Below are 16026 nucleotides of genomic sequence, written 5' to 3' on the forward strand. Positions count from 1 at the left end.
CGACCCGATGACCGGCCCGCGGCGACGACAGCCATGATTAGCGGCCGCCGACACCCGCCGCAACGATGTGACCTACTACCCACCTACGGAGAAATACCCGAAATAAGGCAATCAAGCTTGTTCGGCCCTTTTCAGGGGCTTCCGTTCCTACGACCCTCCCTAGGATGTGATCCCGCTCGCATGGCAGGCATCACGCCCACAGGGCCGAAGGGGGCCGTCAGAGGAGGCGGAGACGAACATCAGGAGGGCGCACGACGGCGGTCCGGCGCGGATTCGCATCCGCGCCGGACCGCCGTATTCACAGCCCACTCCGGCTCGACCGCTCGTGCACAGCCGTCTCGGCGTACGCGGTGACGGCAAATCCGGCCAGAGGCCGGGATCAGTTGCCTTCGACGACGCCGGAGGCCGCGATCTCGACCTTGCCCTTGACGGCGCCGGACTGCGAGCCCAGGGCCTCGATCTGGTCGACGAGCTCCTGGCCCTCGACGACCTCACCGAAGACGACGTGCTTGCCGTCGAGCCAGGGGGTGACGACGGTGGTGATGAAGAACTGCGACCCGTTGGTGTTGCGGCCGGCGTTCGCCATCGACAGCAGGTACTTGCGGTCGTGCTTCAGCTCGAAGTTCTCGTCCTCGAACTTCTCGCCGTAGATGCTCTTGCCACCGGTGCCGTTGTGGTTGGTGAAGTCACCGCCCTGCAGCATGAACTGGGGGATGACGCGGTGGAAGCCCGAGCCGGCGTAACCGTAGCCGTTCTGGCCGGTGGCCAGCTCACGGAAGTTGCGCGCGGTCTTCGGAACGACCTTGTCGAAGAGGTTGAAGACGATACGGCCGGCGGGGGCGCCGTTGATGCTGATGTCGAAGTAAACGTTGCTCATGTGGTTCATCCTGTCACTCCTGGTGCCGCCATCGCCTACCGGGGCGCCGGTCAGCGGACATCCCGGCGGGCTGAGCGCCGGGCGCGGTCCGGTCGTACGGCTGAATGCGGCCGCATCAGGTGCGAATCCATCGCGCGGGGCGGGGTCGGACGGCTCTGGGAGGGGCCATCTCGGGCGTGTCGCGAGCACGATCACCAGGTTCCACCCACCCTCCCCGTCGTCCCGGCGGGAACCGGTCACTCGTCCGGGCTATTCTGGCCGGCGTACCTGGACACGGGGTGCCCCCGCACGGGGGCTGAGATCACACCCGTTGAACCTGAACCAGTTAGGACTGGCGGAGGGATGTCATATGTCGTTGCCGTATGCCCATGAAGAGGCGGCCGCAGCCGAGGCGCGGCGCGTCTTCGAGGGCCGGATGCCGACCGCCCCCGGGGATCTGCGGGTGGAGGCGCGCGGCATCACGCCGGTGCCCGAGGACGCTCGCTACGGCAGCCCCCGGCGGCTGTTCACCGTGTGGTTCGCCCCCAACCTGACGATGACCGGCGTCTTCACCGGCACCGTCGGCGCGGCCCTCGGGCTGGACTTCACCACCGCACTGATCGCCGTGGTGCTCGGCACCCTGGTCGGTGCGGTGCCCACCGCCTATCTGGGGACCTGGGGCAGCCAGACCGGGGCGGGCCAACTGCCGCTGGCGAGGCTGGCCTTCGGGCGGGCCGTCGCCCTGCCGGGCGCCCTGCAGTGGCTGTCGTCGATCGCCTGGGACGCGCTGATCGGTCTGTTCGGCGGGGACGCGCTGGCCCAACTGTTCGGCTGGCCGTTCTGGTTGGGCGTCCTGGTGATGCTGGCGGCCCAGGGGGCGCTGGGCGTGATCGGATACGAGGCGATCCACCGCCTGCAGACGGTGATGACCTTCGCGCTCGCCGCCTCGCTCGTCGCGCTGGCGGTGAAGCTGGTGCACGGCACCCAGCCCCCGACGGCCGCGACCGTGCATGGCGCCGACCGGGCGGGCGCGTTCGTGCTGACCTGCACCATCGCCTTGAGTCTCGCCCTCTCGTGGGCCCCGTACGCCAGCGACTTCAGCCGTTACCTGCCGCGGACGGCGTCTCGTCCGCGCATGTTCTGGTACACCCTGCTCGGTGTCGGCGTGTCCTTCGTCGCGGTGCAGGCGCTCGGCCTGTGGGGTGCCTCGCAGTTCACCGACCAGACCGCACGCGGTGTGGACCGGCTGCTCGGCGGCGGAGCGCTCGGCGCGTTCGGACTCCTCGCGGTCGCTCTCGCGGCGCTGTGCAGCAACGCCATGAACGACTACAGCGGATCGCTGGCGCTGCAGACCGTCGGCGTGCGGCTGCCGCGGCCGGTCGCCGCCGCGTTCGCCGCGGTGCTCGGTTTCCCGCTCGTGTTGTGGATGCACGCAGCCGACACCACCGCCCGCTTCCAGAACGTCCTGCTGTTCGTCGGCTACTGGATCCCCGCGTTCGTCGCGATCGTGATCGTCGACTGGGTGGCCCGCAGGCGGGCGCGCGGCGGCCTCCCGGTCGACCTGCCGGCCGAGGTGGCGCAACCGCAGCCGTGGTGGCCCGCTCTCACGGCGTTCTTCCTCGGTTTCGCCGTCGCGGTGCCGTTCATGAGCACCAGCCTGTACGTGGGCCCGGTCGCCCACGCGCTGCACGGCGCCGACCTCGCCTACCCCGTGGCGTTCCTCGCGGCCCTGTTCGTCTACACGCCGTTGCGCGTACGACGCCGGGCCTGACCGCGCTCCGGAGGTGCGGCGGAGGGGGCACGTGCGGGCGGGTCGAACGTGAACACCGGCGGCCTGCCGCACGGGTGGTTCCCCGATGGCAGCGCCCGGTACGCGCCTCAGGACCTCGGCGCCGTCGTAGCCGGGCCCAACGGCCGCCCATGCGAAGCGCCCGGCTGGGAAACCCCAGCCGGGCGCCTTTCTGAACTGCTCGCGGCTTGTTCAACTCACCACGTGTTGCACCGGCCCCTTGGAGCCGCCAGGGCTCCGGGGGCCACCGATCAGGTGTCGGCTCAGGCGACGACCGTGATGTTCTCCGCCTGCGGGCCCTTCTGGCCCTGCGTGACGTCGAAGGTCACCGACTGGCCTTCCTGCAGCTCACGGAAGCCGGAAGAGTTGATGTTGGAGTAGTGCGCGAAGACGTCGGGGCCTCCGCCGTCCTGCTGAATGAAGCCGAAGCCCTTTTCGGCGTTGAACCACTTCACGGTCCCGCTGGCCATGCGTTTACCTCTCGGTCGAGCCGGGTCCACACCGTGCAGACCCGCACTGATTGCCCTGGCCACGCCGTCACAACAAAACGCCCGCACCTGGCGGCACGGGCACGAACGGCGAACCACGACAACCACCATGACGCTACACGCCGCATGCGGCCGACGCCAGAGAGAAACAGATCCACCGGGCCGCCGACCTGCATGACTTCTGCCCCGGGTGCGGCCCCGTCATCCGCCCCCGGGGCCCTTCACCCATGGCAGATCGCCCTTGAGGTGTGCCTGGCGGCCACGGCGCGCATACCGGACCCGAGGGGGCTCACGACTCGGCCGGGTTCTTCCCTTCGGGTGAATGGCGGGCTCAGCGTCTGTGCCGTCGCCGCACGGTCCTGGGTGGCCGGTCACCGATTCGCGTCAGGGGGAACGGAGCGCGTCGGTGATCAGGTCGAGCAGGCGGCCGGTCCGGTCCGGGGAGTCGCCGGCGGCGGTGGCGAGGAAGACGCCGAGAAGCATGGTGATGACGTCGTCGGGCTCGATGTCCGCGCGGAGGGAGCCCGCGTGCGCTCCGGCCGTGAGGATGGGGGCGACAGCGGCGGTGAGGCGTTCCCGCGTGGCCGGTGTGGTGATGGTGCCCGCGGCCCAGCCGGCTCGGAGGGTGCCGATGATGGTGCGTTTGGCGGCGACGAACGCCGCGTAGCGGTCCATCCATGCCCGCAGCGCCGCCGGGGGCGGCAGCTCCGACAGCAGCGTGTGCGCGCTCGTGGCGACATCGTCCAGTTCGGCGGCGTACACCGCTTCGACGAGTGCTTCCCGGGTGGGGAAGTGCCGGTACAGCGTGCCGATGCCGACGCCGGCTTCTCGTGCGACGGCTTCCAGCGCGACCGTGCCGTCGGCGGCGGCGAAGGAGGCGCGCGCGGCTGTCAGCAGCTTCTCGCGGTTGCGCAGGGCATCGGCACGGGCCCGACGGCCGGGGCCGGGCGCGTCGGGACGGTCGGGGGGCGGCGGTTCGGTCGCACGCAAAGCGGAGGGTCCTCCGGTAATGCTACGGTCGATGAAACGGAGGATTCTCCGTTTATCCCATCGTCTCACGGGGAGGGGATGCCTGTGACGTCCTCCACGCCACCATCCGAGTTCACCGCCGACGTCACCCTCCGGGCAGGAGGGGGCGGCTCGTTCGCGGGCCGTACCGTCTCCCGCATCGGCTACGGAGCCATGCAGCTCGGACGCCTCCGCGACGACCGCGACACCGCCCTCACGATCCTGCGCCGCGCGGTCGAGCTCGGCATCGACCACATCGACACCGCCCAGTTCTACGCGAACGGCTTCGTCAACGGCGTCATCCGCGAGGCGATCCGTCCCGCCGACGACGTCCTGATCGCCAGCAAGGTGGGCGCCACCCCCGATCCCGGCGGCCCCTACCCGATGCGCCTCGCGCAGCGGCCCGAAGAACTGCGCGCCGCCGTCGAGGACAACCTCGCGAGCCTCGGACTGGACCAGATCCCCCTGGTCAACCTCCGTCGTGCGAGCACCGGACCCGGACTGCGCGCCGAGGGCGAGCAACTGGTCGACCTCGACGACCAGTTGGCCGAGATGACCGCCCTGCGCGACGAGGGCAAGATCGGCACGATCGGCATCAGCAACGTCGGCGTCGACGAGTTGCGCCGGGCTCTGCCGGTGGGGCTCGCCTGTGTGCAGAACGCGTACAGCCTCGTCCTGCGCGGTGATGAGGACATGCTTCGCCTCTGCCTCGCCGAGGGCGTCGCCTGGGTGCCGTACTTCCCCCTCGGCGGTGCCTTCCCCGGCATGCCGAAGGTGACCGAGGACCCGGTCGTCACCGACGTCGCACGGTCGCTGGGCCACTCCCCCTCTCAGGTCGGCCTGGCCTGGTTGCTCCATCACTCCCCGAACGTGCTGCTCATCCCGGGTACCGCGAACGCCGACCACCTCGAGGCCAACGTCGCCGTCGGCACGATCACGCTCGACGAGGACACGCTCGCCATGCTGGACGCGGTGCCGTCACGCTCCGGGAACATCGTCCTCTGACGGCAAAGCCCGGCGGATGACAGCAATCCCCGACGGAGGGCCGCCGCTCTCCGGTCCGGCCGAAGGGGGGACTTGGCCGCTCACGTCCGCCCGGCGCCGGGCCGGTGGGGCCCGGAGTGCCTAGGCTGGCGCCGTCACGAAGGGCGGTGCCATGGATGCTGACTCCCTGACCAGGGCCGCGATCGAGGAGCACTGGCGGGCCTCGGAACGCGGGGACGTCGAAGCCGAGCACACCATCTACGCCACGGACGCGGTCCTGGACTACCCGCAGTCGGGCGAGCGGTTCCGGGGGCGGGCGACGATTTCGGCGCAGCGCGGCGGGCACCCGGCCGACCGGCACTTCACCATCCGGCGAATCACCGGCCATGCGCATCTGTGGGTGAGCGAATGCATCATCACCTACGACGGCGTGCCTTCGTACTCGTTGAGCATCATGGAATTCGCTGACCAGCACGTGGTGCACGAGACGCAGTACTTCGCCGACCCCTTCGACGCGCCCGACTCGCGGGCGGCGCTCGCGGAGCCGATGCCGGGCCGGACGATCGCCGACAACTGACACGCGAGGCTGTCGGCGTGAGCAGTCTCGGGATCGAGCCTGCGGGTGAGTAGGTCCTCCGGTCGCGCCCACGGCCGGCGCGGCCGTTGGCCGGGCGGGCCGGGGCGGCTCACGCCGGGACGGGTTTCCGTCCGGGGTGTGCGGGGTCGAGGGTGAAGAGGGTGCCGTCGGACGCCGCCAGCACCAGGGCGCCCTTGTTGAACCACACGGTGGGCAGGAGCCCGCTGTCCAGCACCTCCGCGCGTGCCGAAGACTCCCACAGCAGGGTGCCGTGCGCCGCGTCGAGGGCGGCGACCCGGCCGCTCCCGCCGGCCAGGTACACGGTGCGCCCCGCCGGGTCCACCGATGTCGCGCCCGGTGTCTCCAGCGTCGTATGACGCTGCCACAGCCGGGCTCCGGTCACCGCCGAGACGGCCGTGACCAGGCCGCTGGAGGTGGCGAAGTAGAGCGTCCCGTGCGCCAGGGCGGGGATCCCCCCGCGGTAGTGCTCGGGCAGGTCCGTCACCGAGCGCTTGGCGGCGCGCGGGTCGACGCGGACGATCCGCGTGTAGATCAGGTCGGGGCTGTTGGCCACCGGCCGGCTGTCCGACTCCACGAAGACCAGCTGTCCGTCCCGGATCCCGACGAAGCTTCGCTGCTGGGCGGGGGACACCAGGGTGCGCACGGAGCCGTCGGCAGGGTCGACGACGAAGAACCGCGTGGCGTGCGAGCCCTCCATCCGGGTGGCGCATTCCACGTAGGGCCGGTCGTCCACGGCGAGCGGCGAGCAGTCGTACCCGGTGGGCAGGGGGATGCTTCGGCGTACCGTGCCGTCGTGCGCCGAGCGGACGGTCACCGCGCTGCCGTCGCCCTCCTGGGTCAGCGTCACCCCGGCGGCGTAGGCCGAGCCGAGGCTGTCGGTCCGCACCGGGTGGGACCACAGCTTCGTGCCGCTCGCGGCGTCCAGCCCGAGGACGGCCTGTGACTGTCCCGTGCCGTCCTCGCCCGTGATCGTCAGCTCCACCAGCACCACGTCCTCGTAGGTGCCGAGGACGGTCGTGACATAGCGGGCGGCCGGGACGCCGGCGGGCGCGATGCCGGAGCGCCAGAGGGTGCGTCCTGTGGTGGCGTCGATCCGTTCCGGGAGGAGGGCGCTGCCGGCGCAGTAGAGGGCGCCGTCGCTCGGTGCGCAGGCCAGCTCCCTGTTGCCCTCGTACCCCGGCGCCTTCCTCACTCCGCGCTCGGCGACGGCGGACGCGGTGGTCTGCCATGGCTTCCAGCCGGCGGGGAGCGTGCCCCAGCGGCTGGTGACCGTCGAGCTCGCCCGTGCCGTGTCGTCCTCGCTCCCCGGATCCAGCAGGACGTAACCGGTCAGTGCCACGGCCAGCACGCCGGACGCGGCCAGCAGCGTCCGGGCCCGACGCCACCGCGGGCGGGGGCCGGTGGCGGTCGCGAGGCCGTCGAGGGACAGGGCGGTGGGTGACGTGGTGGACAGCCGCGAGGTCCCCGGCCCGCCGATCGAGAGGTCCGGTAGTGCCTCGGCGAACTCCCTTACCAGATCGTCCAGTTCGGGCCGGTCGGCAGGGTCCTTGGCCAGGCAGCGCGCCAGCACCGCGCGCACGCCTCCGGTCAACCCGTCGAGGACCGGGTCGTTGTGGACCACCCGGTAGCCGGTCAGGTAGGGGCTGTCGGCGTCGAAGGGGCCGCGGCCGGTGACGCAGTACACCAGCATCGCGCCGAGTGAGAAGACGTCCGAGGCGGGGCCGACCGTACGGGCGTCGGTGAACTGTTCCGGGGACATGAACGTCGGGGTGCCGATGACCTGCCCGGTCTCGGTGAGGGTGTGGTGGCTCGAGGCGGCGCGCGAGATACCGAAGTCGATGACGCGGGGACCGTCCTCGGCCATGAGGACATTGGCCGGTTTCAGGTCCCGGTGCACCACGCCGACCCGGTGGATGTCCCCCAGCGCCTCGACCAGGCCCAGCGCGAGTGGCCGTAACTCTTCGACGTGCAGCGGGCCTTGCTCACGGATGCGGGCGGCGAGCGATCGGCCGGGCACGTACTGCGTGGCCATCCAGGGGGGCGCGGCCTCCGGATCGGCGTCCACGACGGCCGCGGTGAAGGCGCCGCTCACCCGGCGGGCCGCCTCGACCTCCTGCCGGAAACGGGCCCGGAAGACGGGGTCCTCGGCGTACTCGGCGTGCACGACCTTGACGGCGACCTCGCGACCGGAGCGCGACCTGCCCCGGTAGACCATGCCCATGCCGCCGGCGCCGAGCCGGTCGACCAGCTTGTAGCCGCCGACGGATCTCGGGTCGCCCCTGTGCAGAGGCACGCGTACCCCCTCAGTCATCCCGCAGTTCGCTGCGTCAGCATACGGAAGCGGGAGGCGTCGGTGCCGAGCCCCGAAACCCTGGATTCCATGATCCAGCCACCCTTCACGGAAGCGTCACACCGGCTCCACGCTCTCGGGCGCAGGGGCGCCTGTCCAGGGATGACTCCTGGTCCAGGCGCCCCTGTCGGACCGCCGGGCTCAGATCCGCGGGCTCCTCGGGGGCGGGGGCATGGGTGGCACGGCGGTGTCGTACAGCCAGGCGTGCAGCAGGGGTTGCACCGCCGTCGGTGTGGAGCGGCCGGCGTGGGCGATGAAGGCGGCCGTGTCGGCGCTCCCGCCCCTGTTGCCGTGGTGCCAGCCGCGCAGCATCGCGAAGAACCGTTCGTCGCCCGTCGTCAGGCGCAGCGCGTGGAGCGTGCAGGCGCCTCGGTTGTAGACGCGGTCGTCGAAGATGCGGTCGGGCCCGGGGTCGGCGAGGCGCAGGCCCTTGGGCTGCTCGGCGAGCCTGTTCCGGGCCGCCCTGGCGATGGTGTCGGCGGAGTCCTCGCCGATCTGCTCCGACCACAGCCACTCGCCGTAGGTGGCGAAACCCTCGTTGAGCCAGATGTCCCGCCAGTCCCGCAGGCTCACGCTGTTGCCGTACCACTGGTGGACGAGTTCGTGGGCGACGAGCGTCTCCCAGGTGCGTTCGCCGTCGACGTGGTTGCGGCCGAAGACGGACGCCGTCTGGTTCTCCACCGGCTGGTCCAGGTCGGCGTCGACGACGACGGCCCCGTACGTCTCGAAGGGGTACGGCCCGAACCAGCGGGTGAACGCCTCGAACATCTGCGGCTGGCGGCCCAGATCGTGTCGGGCCCGGTCGGAGAGCCGGGCGGGGTAGGCGTTGCGCCCGGTGAACCCGCGGCCGGTCGTACCGTCCTTGGCCTGCCAGGTGTCGTGGGCGAAGCGGCCGGTGTACAGCGCGGCGAGATACGGGGCCATGGGGCCCGGGTGGTGGTAGGTCCAGGACTCGGTGGATGCCGCGCTGCTGTGCTCCTGGAGCGTTCCGTTCGCGAGGGCCTGATAGCCACGGGGCAGGGTCACCCGGAAGGTGAACTCGGCCTTGTCGTCGGGGCGGTCGTTGCAGGGGAACCACGACGGGGCGCCGAGCGGCTGTGCGGCCACCAGCGTCCCGTCGTGCGCGTCTCCCGTGCGGTCCCAGCCGATCTGCCCGAACGGCGTGCCGAGCGGGCCGGGCCGGCCGCCGTAGCCGATCTCCAGCGTGAACGGGGTGCCCGCCGGAATCGGGCGCGGCGCGGGCAGGAGCACTTTGTGCCCTTTCCGGCCGGGCGGTACGGCGGCCCCGTCGACCAGTGCCTCCCGGACGGTCAGTCCGGCGAGGTCGAGCCGGATCTCCCGCAGCCCGCGCCGGGCCACCGCGTGGATGTGCGCCCGGCCGTCCAGCGTGCCGGCGGCCGGGTCGTAGGCCAGGTGCAGGTCGTAGGCGAGGGTGCGGTGGTCGTGGGTTCCGTGGTCCGCGAAGTAGCGTTCGGCCGGACGCGGGAGCCCGTCCGCCGCCGCCACCGCCAGCGGGGCGAGCGCCGCGCCGCGGACCAGTGCGCGACGGCTGCACCACGTCATGGCGCCTCGATTCCGGCGAGTCGGGCGGGGGCGGCGGCCGAGGGGACGCCGGCGATGGGGTTGCCGGCCCAGCGGGTGCCCTCGGGCACCGTTTCGCCGCGCATCACGAGTGAGGCCGCGGCGATGGACGCGCCGGTGCCGATCGCGGTGCCGGGCAGGGCGATGCTGTGCGGGCCCAACGAGGCTCCGGCGGCGAGGTGCACGGTGTCCATCCTCATGATCCGGTCGTGGAAGAGATGGGTCTGCAGCACGCATCCGCGGTTGACGGTGCCGCCGTCGCCGATGCTGACCAGGTCCGTCTCCGGCAACCAGTACGTGTCGCACCACACGCCGCGCCCGATGCGTGCGCCGAGGCTGCGCAGCCACCAGTTCACCACGGGCGTGCCGAGGTGCGCCCCGATTCCCCAGGGAACGGCCAGCACTTCCACGAACGTGTCGAACAGTTCGTTGCGCCACACGAACGAGGACCACAGAGGCCGCTCCACTGCCCGGAAGCGGCCGACGAGCAGCCACTTGGCGGCCGTCGTGGTCAGGGAGGCCACCAGGAACGCGGCCAGGAGCAGCGGAACGCCCGTGAGTGCCGCCAGGGGCAGCCCGCCGAGATCCAGGGCGTCCTGCTGGGCCAGCAGCAGGCCCTCGGCCAGCAGGGTGCCGGTGACCACGGGCAGGACGCGGCACATCTCGACGGCCGCGCGGGCCGCCACCAGCCGCCTGGGCGGGGCGAACGTGCGGGCCGGGTCGGCGGCGCCGGCGGTGCGCGGCAGTGGCATCGAGGGCCGTCCGATCCAGGAGCTCCCGGGTTCGACGTGTGCCGGTGCGTCGGACAGCACGCCGATCAGGGCCTGGTCGGGGACGTCGCGGCCGGGTCCGACGATGCCGGAGTTGCCGACGAAGGCGCGCCTGCCGATGCGCACGGTCCCCAACCGCATCCATCCGCCGCGCAGTTCGAACGGCGCGACAAGGGTGTCGTCCGCGAGGAACGCCCCGTCCTCGACCTGGAGCAGGGACGGCAGCGGCAGTACGGTCGAGATCTCCGTGCCGTGTCCGACGCGCGCGCCGAGCAGGCGCAGCCAGTGCGGTGTGGCCAGGCTCGCGTAGAGCGGGAAGAAGCCCCCGCGGGCGCCGTCGAGCAGTCGTGTCACCAGCCAGGCCCGCCAGGCGACGCCCCCGTCCGCGCGGTGCAGGCCCGGCTTGATCGCGCGGTTCAGCAGGCGCACGGCGAGCACGGTGGTCAGCGTTCCGCACAGGGTGGTCAGCACCGCGAACAGCGGTGCCGCGACGAGCAGTCGGACGGCCGCCCCGGAGAGCGTCGGCGTGCCGCGCACCAGCAGCCAGGTGACGACCAGCGCGGGGGCGGCGGCCAGCAGGGACAGCAGCGGCAGCAGGGTGAGGGCGAGGGCGTAGGCCACGTGCCAGCGGCGTCGGCGGTCCGCCGGCGGGGCGGGCCAGCCGGCGCCCGCGAGGCGTTCGGCGGGTCCGGCGGGCCTGGCCGGGGAGCCGGTCCACATCTGGCCGTCGGGGATCCGGCCGTCCAGGCAGCCACCGGCGGACAGTTCCGCGTCGCGCCCGAGGGCCGCGCCCGGCAGCAGCGTGCTGCGGTGGCCCACCCGGGCGCCCGCGCCGACGGCGATCGCGCCGACGTGCAGTGTGTCGCCGTCGAGCCACCAGCCGGCGATGTCCGCCCCCGGTTCGACGCTGCACCCGTCGCCCAGCTCGGCCAGGCCGGTCACCGGCGGCATGGCGTGCAGCCCTACGTCTCGTCCGGTACGGCAGCCCAGGATCCGGGCGTACGCCGTGGCCCACGGGGTGCCCAGCAGGGAGGGTACGCCGAACGCCGCGACCGCCCGTTCCGCGCTCCACAGGCGCAGATGGACGGCTCCGCCGCGCGGGTGCGCGCCCGGGGTGACCGGGCCGGCGAGCGTTCGGGCGAGGACGGCTCCGATCAGGCAGCGCAGGGGTGCGCTGAAGAGCACCACCCATCCCGCGAGGACCAGCCACCAGGACGTGTGCGGCGCCCACCGGTGGGGTGCGATCCAGCCGAGCACGTTGTCCGCCGCCGCCAGGCCGACCAGTCCCCGCAGCCCGGTGACGCCGTAGCCGGCCACGGTCACGAGGAACTGCACCACGGAGGTCCGCCGGGGCACCGGCCGCGCGGGGCGTGCCTCCTCGGCGGCGCCGACCAGGGAGTCGAGGTGGTCGGCCATGCTCCGCAGCACCGGGTGCCGGTAGAGGTCGGCGACCGAGAGCCCCGGGTGGTCATCGCGCAGGATCGAGGCCATCCGGGCGGCCGTCAGGCTGGTGCCGCCCAGCTCCACGAAGTCGCTGTCCGGGCCGGGCCGCAGGCCCAGCAGCTGTTCCCACACGTCCGCCAGCCGGGCGGCCGTCCCGTGCAGCCGGTGGTCCGCATCGCCGCCGAGTCCGGCGCCGGCCAGGGGGACCGGCCAGGGCAGCGCCTTGCGGTCGACCTTCCCGGAGGCGCGTGTGGGCAGGTCCGCCACCTCGGCCAGTACGGGTACCAGCGGTGCGGGCAGCCGCTCGGCCAGCAGTGCCCTGGTCTTGTCGGCGTCGAAGGCGGAGTGTCCGTCGGCGGTCCGCTGCGGGACGACGTAGCCGACCAGTACCTGCGTGCCCGCCACGGTGGACTGCACGGCCGCGGCCGCCCCGCGCACACCGGGCAGGGCGAGCAGGGCCGTGTCGATCTCGCCGAGTTCGACCCGGCGTCCGCCGAGCTTGACCTGGTCGTCGGCGCGTCCGAGGAACACCAGTCCCTCGGCGTCGGCGCGCACCAGGTCGCCCGACCGGTAGGCGCGTGGCGAGTCCAGCGCCGGGCACGGCCGGAAGCGTTCGGCGTCCTTCACGGGGTCGAGGTAGCGTGCGGTTCCGGCGCCGGCGATGACCAGTTCGCCCTGCTCGCCGTAGGAGACCGGTTCGCCGGCCTCGTCCACCACCGCCAACTCCCAGCCGGCGAGCGGCAGTCCGATGCGCACCGGCTGAGCGGGCCGGAGCGGGGCGGCGCAGGCCACGACCGTGGTCTCCGTCGGCCCGTAGGTGTTCCACATCTCCCGTTCGGGCCGGGCGAACCGTTCGACGAGGCCGGGAGGGCAGGCCTCCCCGCCCAGGATGAGCAGCCGTATCCGCCGCAACGCCTCTTCGGGCCACATCGCCAGCAGGGTGGGGACGGTGGAGACGACGGTGATGCCACGGGCGTCGAGCCACGGGCCGAGTTCGTGTCCGGCTCGCACCAGGGACCGTTCGGCCGGTACCAGGCAGGCGCCGGAGCCCCACGCCAGCCACATCTCCTCGCAGGAGGCGTCGAAGGCGACCGAGAGGCCCGCGAGGACGCGGTCGCCGGGGCCGAGCGGCTGGTCGCGCAGGAAGAGCGAGGCCTCGGCGTCGACGAAGGCGGCGGCGGACCGGTGGGAGACGGCCACGCCCTTGGGCGCGCCCGTGGAGCCTGACGTGAAGATGACCCAGGCGTCGTCCCCCGGTGTGGGCGCGGAACCCGTCGCCGCTCCGGAGGGCGGGACCGGGTCGGCGGGATGCGGGTGCGGCCCCAGTACGTGGCAGACGCCGGCCTCGTGGAACACGGTCGCGGCGCGCTCCTCCGGGTCGTCGGCGTCGACCGGGACGTAGGCGGCGCCGCAGTGCAGGACGGCGAGGATCGACAGGTACAGCTCGGCGCTGCCCGACGGCACGCGTATGCCCACGCGGTCACCGGGGCCGATTCCCCGCTCGGTGAGCCGCTGTGCGCGTCCGTGGGTGGCGGCGCACATCTGACGGTACGACAGCACCTCGGTGCCGGTGTCGAGCGCGGGTGCGTCCGGGTGCAGGGCGGCGGTCGCGTGCAGGACGTCGATGAGGGTGCGTGGCGGCGCGGCCGGCGCGGAGCGGAAGAGGGCCCGGGTTCCGGGGTCCTCGGGGATGGGGGATGACGTATCGAGCGCGGTCGATGTCAAGGTGGTGCCTCTGGATTTCCATACCGACGGGCTTCAAAGCCCTTTACGGACTGTCAGATGACCTTCACCTCGGGGTACGTTCACCAACTCGGTGCAATTGATTCACGACCTCTCCATGGGGGGAAATTGGTCAACTCCAAACCAAGGGCGCTGAGTCCCGCACTGCGACGTAGGTCACTGCATTGAAAGGTAAGAATCGCGTGTCCGAAAAAGGCGTGTGGGGCGGACGGCAACTCCCGCTCTTTAATAATCAGGAGCATTCGCATACCGATTTCTTGCGTTCTTCGGTGTCGGGCTGAGCGGGTGCCACCGTCGCCCCGTGACGCCGCCGGTGGCTCAGTTGACGCAGGGCACGCCGCCCGCCTTCACGGCCGGTCCGGAGTCCGCCGCCACCGCGTCCGGCGCGGAGGCACTCGGGCTCGGGCCGGGAGCCTGCCGAGCGAGGTGTGTCCGGTCCGTGCCGAGGACGACGACGACATGACCTGCGGGTACGGCGCTACTGGACACGGCGTTGCCGGCGTGCAGCCGGCCGGCGATCTGCTGGGCCGCCTGCTGTGCCCCGGAGCCGTAGCGGACGGTCGTCTCCGCCTGCGGAGCGGAGTTGCCCGTCGTGCCGGCCGTGTATCCGAGTTTCACCAGTGCCGCCAGCGTGCCGGAGGCGAGGCCGGGGGCGCCGTCGCCGTTGACGACGTCCACCGTGGCGGGGCGGCCGAAGCGCTGCCTGCCGTCGGGGGCGCGGAAGCGGTCCGGCCGAATGCCTGCTGCACGATCGACTTGATCTCCGCCGGATTCACCAGGTGACGTCCTCACGATTGCGGATGCCGAAACCCTCGATGGGCAGGGTGTGGAACACGACGTTTCCACCGGTGAGGTCCGGGGCCTGCTGCGCGAAGTCGAGGACGTGCCGGCTGCTGACCAGGACGACGGGTCGGCCCTGCGGGACCACCCGCCCCTGCGCGCCGACGACGCGTTCCTGCTGTTGGCTCATGCGCCCGCTCTCACTCATTCCGACGCGGGGGGACGGGCTCGTTGCGAGCGTCACCCCGACCGCTACCAGTGAGACGGGGAAACGTCCCTGATAGTTGCTCAGTAACGCAAGCGAGCAATCTCTTTCTCCGCGCCCCTGCGGCGCGCGTAGGCGACCGTGACCACCGCCAGCAGGGGGCCCCACAGGATCAGGGGCGTGTAGCAGACGTAGAAGGAGGCGGCCTCCCAGCCGCCGACCCGGCTGGCGAAGTCGTCGGGCAGCTTGCCGCCCCTGACCGTCCTGCCCGTGATCTGGGTGATGAGGGTGAGCACCGTCCACAGCAGGGTCAGCACGGCGGCGCCGAGCGCGGCCGGAATCACGGCGGCACTCACCGGGACCCGTCGGCCGCGCAGGAGAGGCGCCCATCCCGGGAAGGCCTCGCCCCACCGGGCGATCAGCCCGAACGCGGTGAACGCGGCGGCCTCGGACACCACCGACAGAGAGACGGTGTAGGCCCGTCCACCGATGCCGATGCCGCCGCCGAACGCCGCGGGCAGCCGCCACAGACCGGACGGCAGCACGGTCAGCGGCACGGCCAGGGCGACGCGCCGGATCCTCGGGGAGACACCTTCGACGGGTTCGTGCGCGGCCCGCCAGACGGTGCGCAGCCGACCGGGGGCAGCCTGGCGTGCCGGGGGTGCTCGGCCATGCGGGCTCCTCGGTCTCGGTGGGCCCGGCGGGTCCGTCCCGTACCGAAGATCGCAGCGAGGGCGGCCCGGCCGGATCCCGCGGCCGAACGAATCCGGCTCCCCCGCAGGGCGGAGGAGCCCGTCACACCGCGGAAGGACCGCCTCGTCAGCCGTCGGCTCCGACTCGGTCGGGTCAGCGGTTCCTGATAGCCCCGGCCGCTGCCGCCACCGCGGACCGGGCCGAGATTCCGGCGTACGGGAACCGCCGGCGCGCGAGGTCATCGGCCGTAGGAGTGCCCCACCGCGGCCCACGACGCCGGCGGTACGACTGCCCTGCGAACACGCGGCCGACGCCCTGGATGTCGACGTCCGGGCGACGCGAGAACCGGGCCTGCCGGCCCGCTGTCCGGCTGGCGGACGGCGCGGCCGGGCGGTTCGGTTTCATAGAACGGCGCACTACCCGTACCCTTCGTGGTGTCTACGGCGTCAAATAGCGGGCGCCAAACACCGGAGGGAATACCACGTGCTGATTGCTCAGCGTCCATCTCTGACCGAAGAGGTCGTCGACGAGTTCCGGTCACGGTTCGTGATCGAGCCGCTGGAGCCGGGCTTCGGCTACACCCTCGGCAACTCCCTCCGTCGTACCCTCCTGTCCTCGATCCCCGGTGCCGCTGTCACCAGCGTCCGGATCGACGGCGTGCTGCACGAGTTCACCACCGTGCCGGGCGTCAAGGAGGACGTCACCGACCTGATCCTCAACATCAAGCAGCTGGTCGTC

The 16026-nt window shown here is 72.2% G+C and carries 12 protein-coding genes, 1 pseudogene and 1 riboswitch; of the genes and pseudogenes, 4 read left to right on the plus strand and 9 right to left on the minus strand.

Translation table 11 applies throughout. The annotated features are described in order from the left end of the window. Positions 1-379: 379 nt before the first annotated feature. The gene (locus ACZ7FF_RS43705) at positions 380-877 is read right to left on the minus strand and encodes a peptidylprolyl isomerase (RefSeq protein ID WP_470820193.1); all 498 of its coding nucleotides are present in this window, start codon (positions 875-877) and stop codon (positions 380-382) included. 264 nt (positions 878-1141) lie between these two features. Continuing rightward, positions 1142-1237: riboswitch (TPP riboswitch) on the plus strand. Between ACZ7FF_RS43705 and ACZ7FF_RS43710 the strand changes: the two genes are divergently transcribed. Further along, positions 1227-2627, plus strand: coding sequence for a purine-cytosine permease family protein (locus tag ACZ7FF_RS43710; RefSeq protein WP_470820195.1), 1401 nt, complete (start codon positions 1227-1229; stop codon positions 2625-2627). Its footprint overlaps the riboswitch before it by 11 nt. Before the next feature lie 281 nt (positions 2628-2908). Here ACZ7FF_RS43710 and ACZ7FF_RS43715 read toward each other — a convergent pair whose 3' ends face one another. Continuing rightward, positions 2909-3115: a cold-shock protein gene (locus tag ACZ7FF_RS43715; RefSeq protein WP_190016681.1), complete on the minus strand. Its 207-nt coding sequence runs from the start codon at positions 3113-3115 to the stop codon at positions 2909-2911. Between the two features lie 402 nt (positions 3116-3517). After that, complete coding sequence (locus ACZ7FF_RS43720; protein ID WP_470820197.1) at positions 3518-4123, minus strand: TetR/AcrR family transcriptional regulator; 606 nt, start codon at positions 4121-4123, stop codon at positions 3518-3520. Positions 4124-4201: 78 nt separating this feature from the next. Between ACZ7FF_RS43720 and ACZ7FF_RS43725 the strand changes: the two genes are divergently transcribed. Together ACZ7FF_RS43725 and ACZ7FF_RS43730 are read left to right on the plus strand one after the other, a co-directional pair. After that, positions 4202-5146 (plus strand): aldo/keto reductase, encoded by a 945-nt coding sequence (locus ACZ7FF_RS43725; protein WP_470820198.1) that lies wholly within the window; start codon positions 4202-4204, stop codon positions 5144-5146. A 151-nt stretch (positions 5147-5297) separates the two neighbouring features. Then, a complete protein-coding gene (locus ACZ7FF_RS43730; protein WP_470820199.1) occupies positions 5298-5702 on the plus strand; it encodes a nuclear transport factor 2 family protein in 405 nt (134 codons plus the stop codon). A gap of 109 nt (positions 5703-5811) precedes the next feature. On the opposite strand, the gene ACZ7FF_RS43735 is transcribed toward ACZ7FF_RS43730, so the two are convergent. From ACZ7FF_RS43735 to ACZ7FF_RS43760, 6 genes are all read right to left on the minus strand, one after another. Next, complete coding sequence (locus ACZ7FF_RS43735) at positions 5812-8016, minus strand: protein kinase domain-containing protein (protein WP_470820201.1); 2205 nt, start codon at positions 8014-8016, stop codon at positions 5812-5814. Between the two features lie 198 nt (positions 8017-8214). Then, positions 8215-9636 (minus strand): M1 family metallopeptidase, encoded by a 1422-nt coding sequence (locus ACZ7FF_RS43740; protein ID WP_470820203.1) that lies wholly within the window; start codon positions 9634-9636, stop codon positions 8215-8217. Next, the gene (locus tag ACZ7FF_RS43745) at positions 9633-13592 is read right to left on the minus strand and encodes a Pls/PosA family non-ribosomal peptide synthetase (protein WP_470820205.1); all 3960 of its coding nucleotides are present in this window, start codon (positions 13590-13592) and stop codon (positions 9633-9635) included. The genes ACZ7FF_RS43740 and ACZ7FF_RS43745 overlap by 4 nt, the downstream gene beginning before the upstream one ends. 336 nt (positions 13593-13928) lie before the next feature. Beyond that, positions 13929-14288: a LytR C-terminal domain-containing protein gene (locus tag ACZ7FF_RS43750; RefSeq protein WP_470820206.1), complete on the minus strand. Its 360-nt coding sequence runs from the start codon at positions 14286-14288 to the stop codon at positions 13929-13931. Between the two features lie 94 nt (positions 14289-14382). After that, entirely contained in the window at positions 14383-14580 is a 198-nt protein-coding gene (locus ACZ7FF_RS43755; RefSeq protein ID WP_470820208.1) for a hypothetical protein, read from the minus strand. 98 nt (positions 14581-14678) lie between these two features. Further along, a complete protein-coding gene (locus tag ACZ7FF_RS43760; RefSeq protein WP_470820210.1) occupies positions 14679-15152 on the minus strand; it encodes a hypothetical protein in 474 nt (157 codons plus the stop codon). 619 nt (positions 15153-15771) lie between these two features. Here ACZ7FF_RS43760 and ACZ7FF_RS43765 point away from each other — a divergent pair. Then, positions 15772-16026, plus strand: a pseudogene (locus ACZ7FF_RS43765) (DNA-directed RNA polymerase subunit alpha); the annotation flags it as partial.

The organism is Streptomyces sp. NPDC037126, from assembly GCF_055605965.1.

Excerpts from the sequence above, each read along its gene's own strand:
- ACZ7FF_RS43705 (WP_470820193.1), bottom strand. The coding sequence starts at position 877 with ATGAGCAACGTTTACTTCGACATCAGCATCAACGGCGCCCCCGCCGGC.
- ACZ7FF_RS43710 (WP_470820195.1), top strand. The coding sequence starts at position 1,227 with ATGTCGTTGCCGTATGCCCATGAAGAGGCGGCCGCAGCCGAGGCGCGG.
- ACZ7FF_RS43715 (WP_190016681.1), bottom strand. The coding sequence starts at position 3,115 with ATGGCCAGCGGGACCGTGAAGTGGTTCAACGCCGAAAAGGGCTTCGGC.
- ACZ7FF_RS43725 (WP_470820198.1), top strand. The coding sequence starts at position 4,202 with ATGCCTGTGACGTCCTCCACGCCACCATCCGAGTTCACCGCCGACGTC.
- ACZ7FF_RS43730 (WP_470820199.1), top strand. The coding sequence starts at position 5,298 with ATGGATGCTGACTCCCTGACCAGGGCCGCGATCGAGGAGCACTGGCGG.
- ACZ7FF_RS43740 (WP_470820203.1), bottom strand. The coding sequence starts at position 9,636 with ATGACGTGGTGCAGCCGTCGCGCACTGGTCCGCGGCGCGGCGCTCGCC.
- ACZ7FF_RS43755 (WP_470820208.1), bottom strand. The coding sequence starts at position 14,580 with ATGAGCCAACAGCAGGAACGCGTCGTCGGCGCGCAGGGGCGGGTGGTC.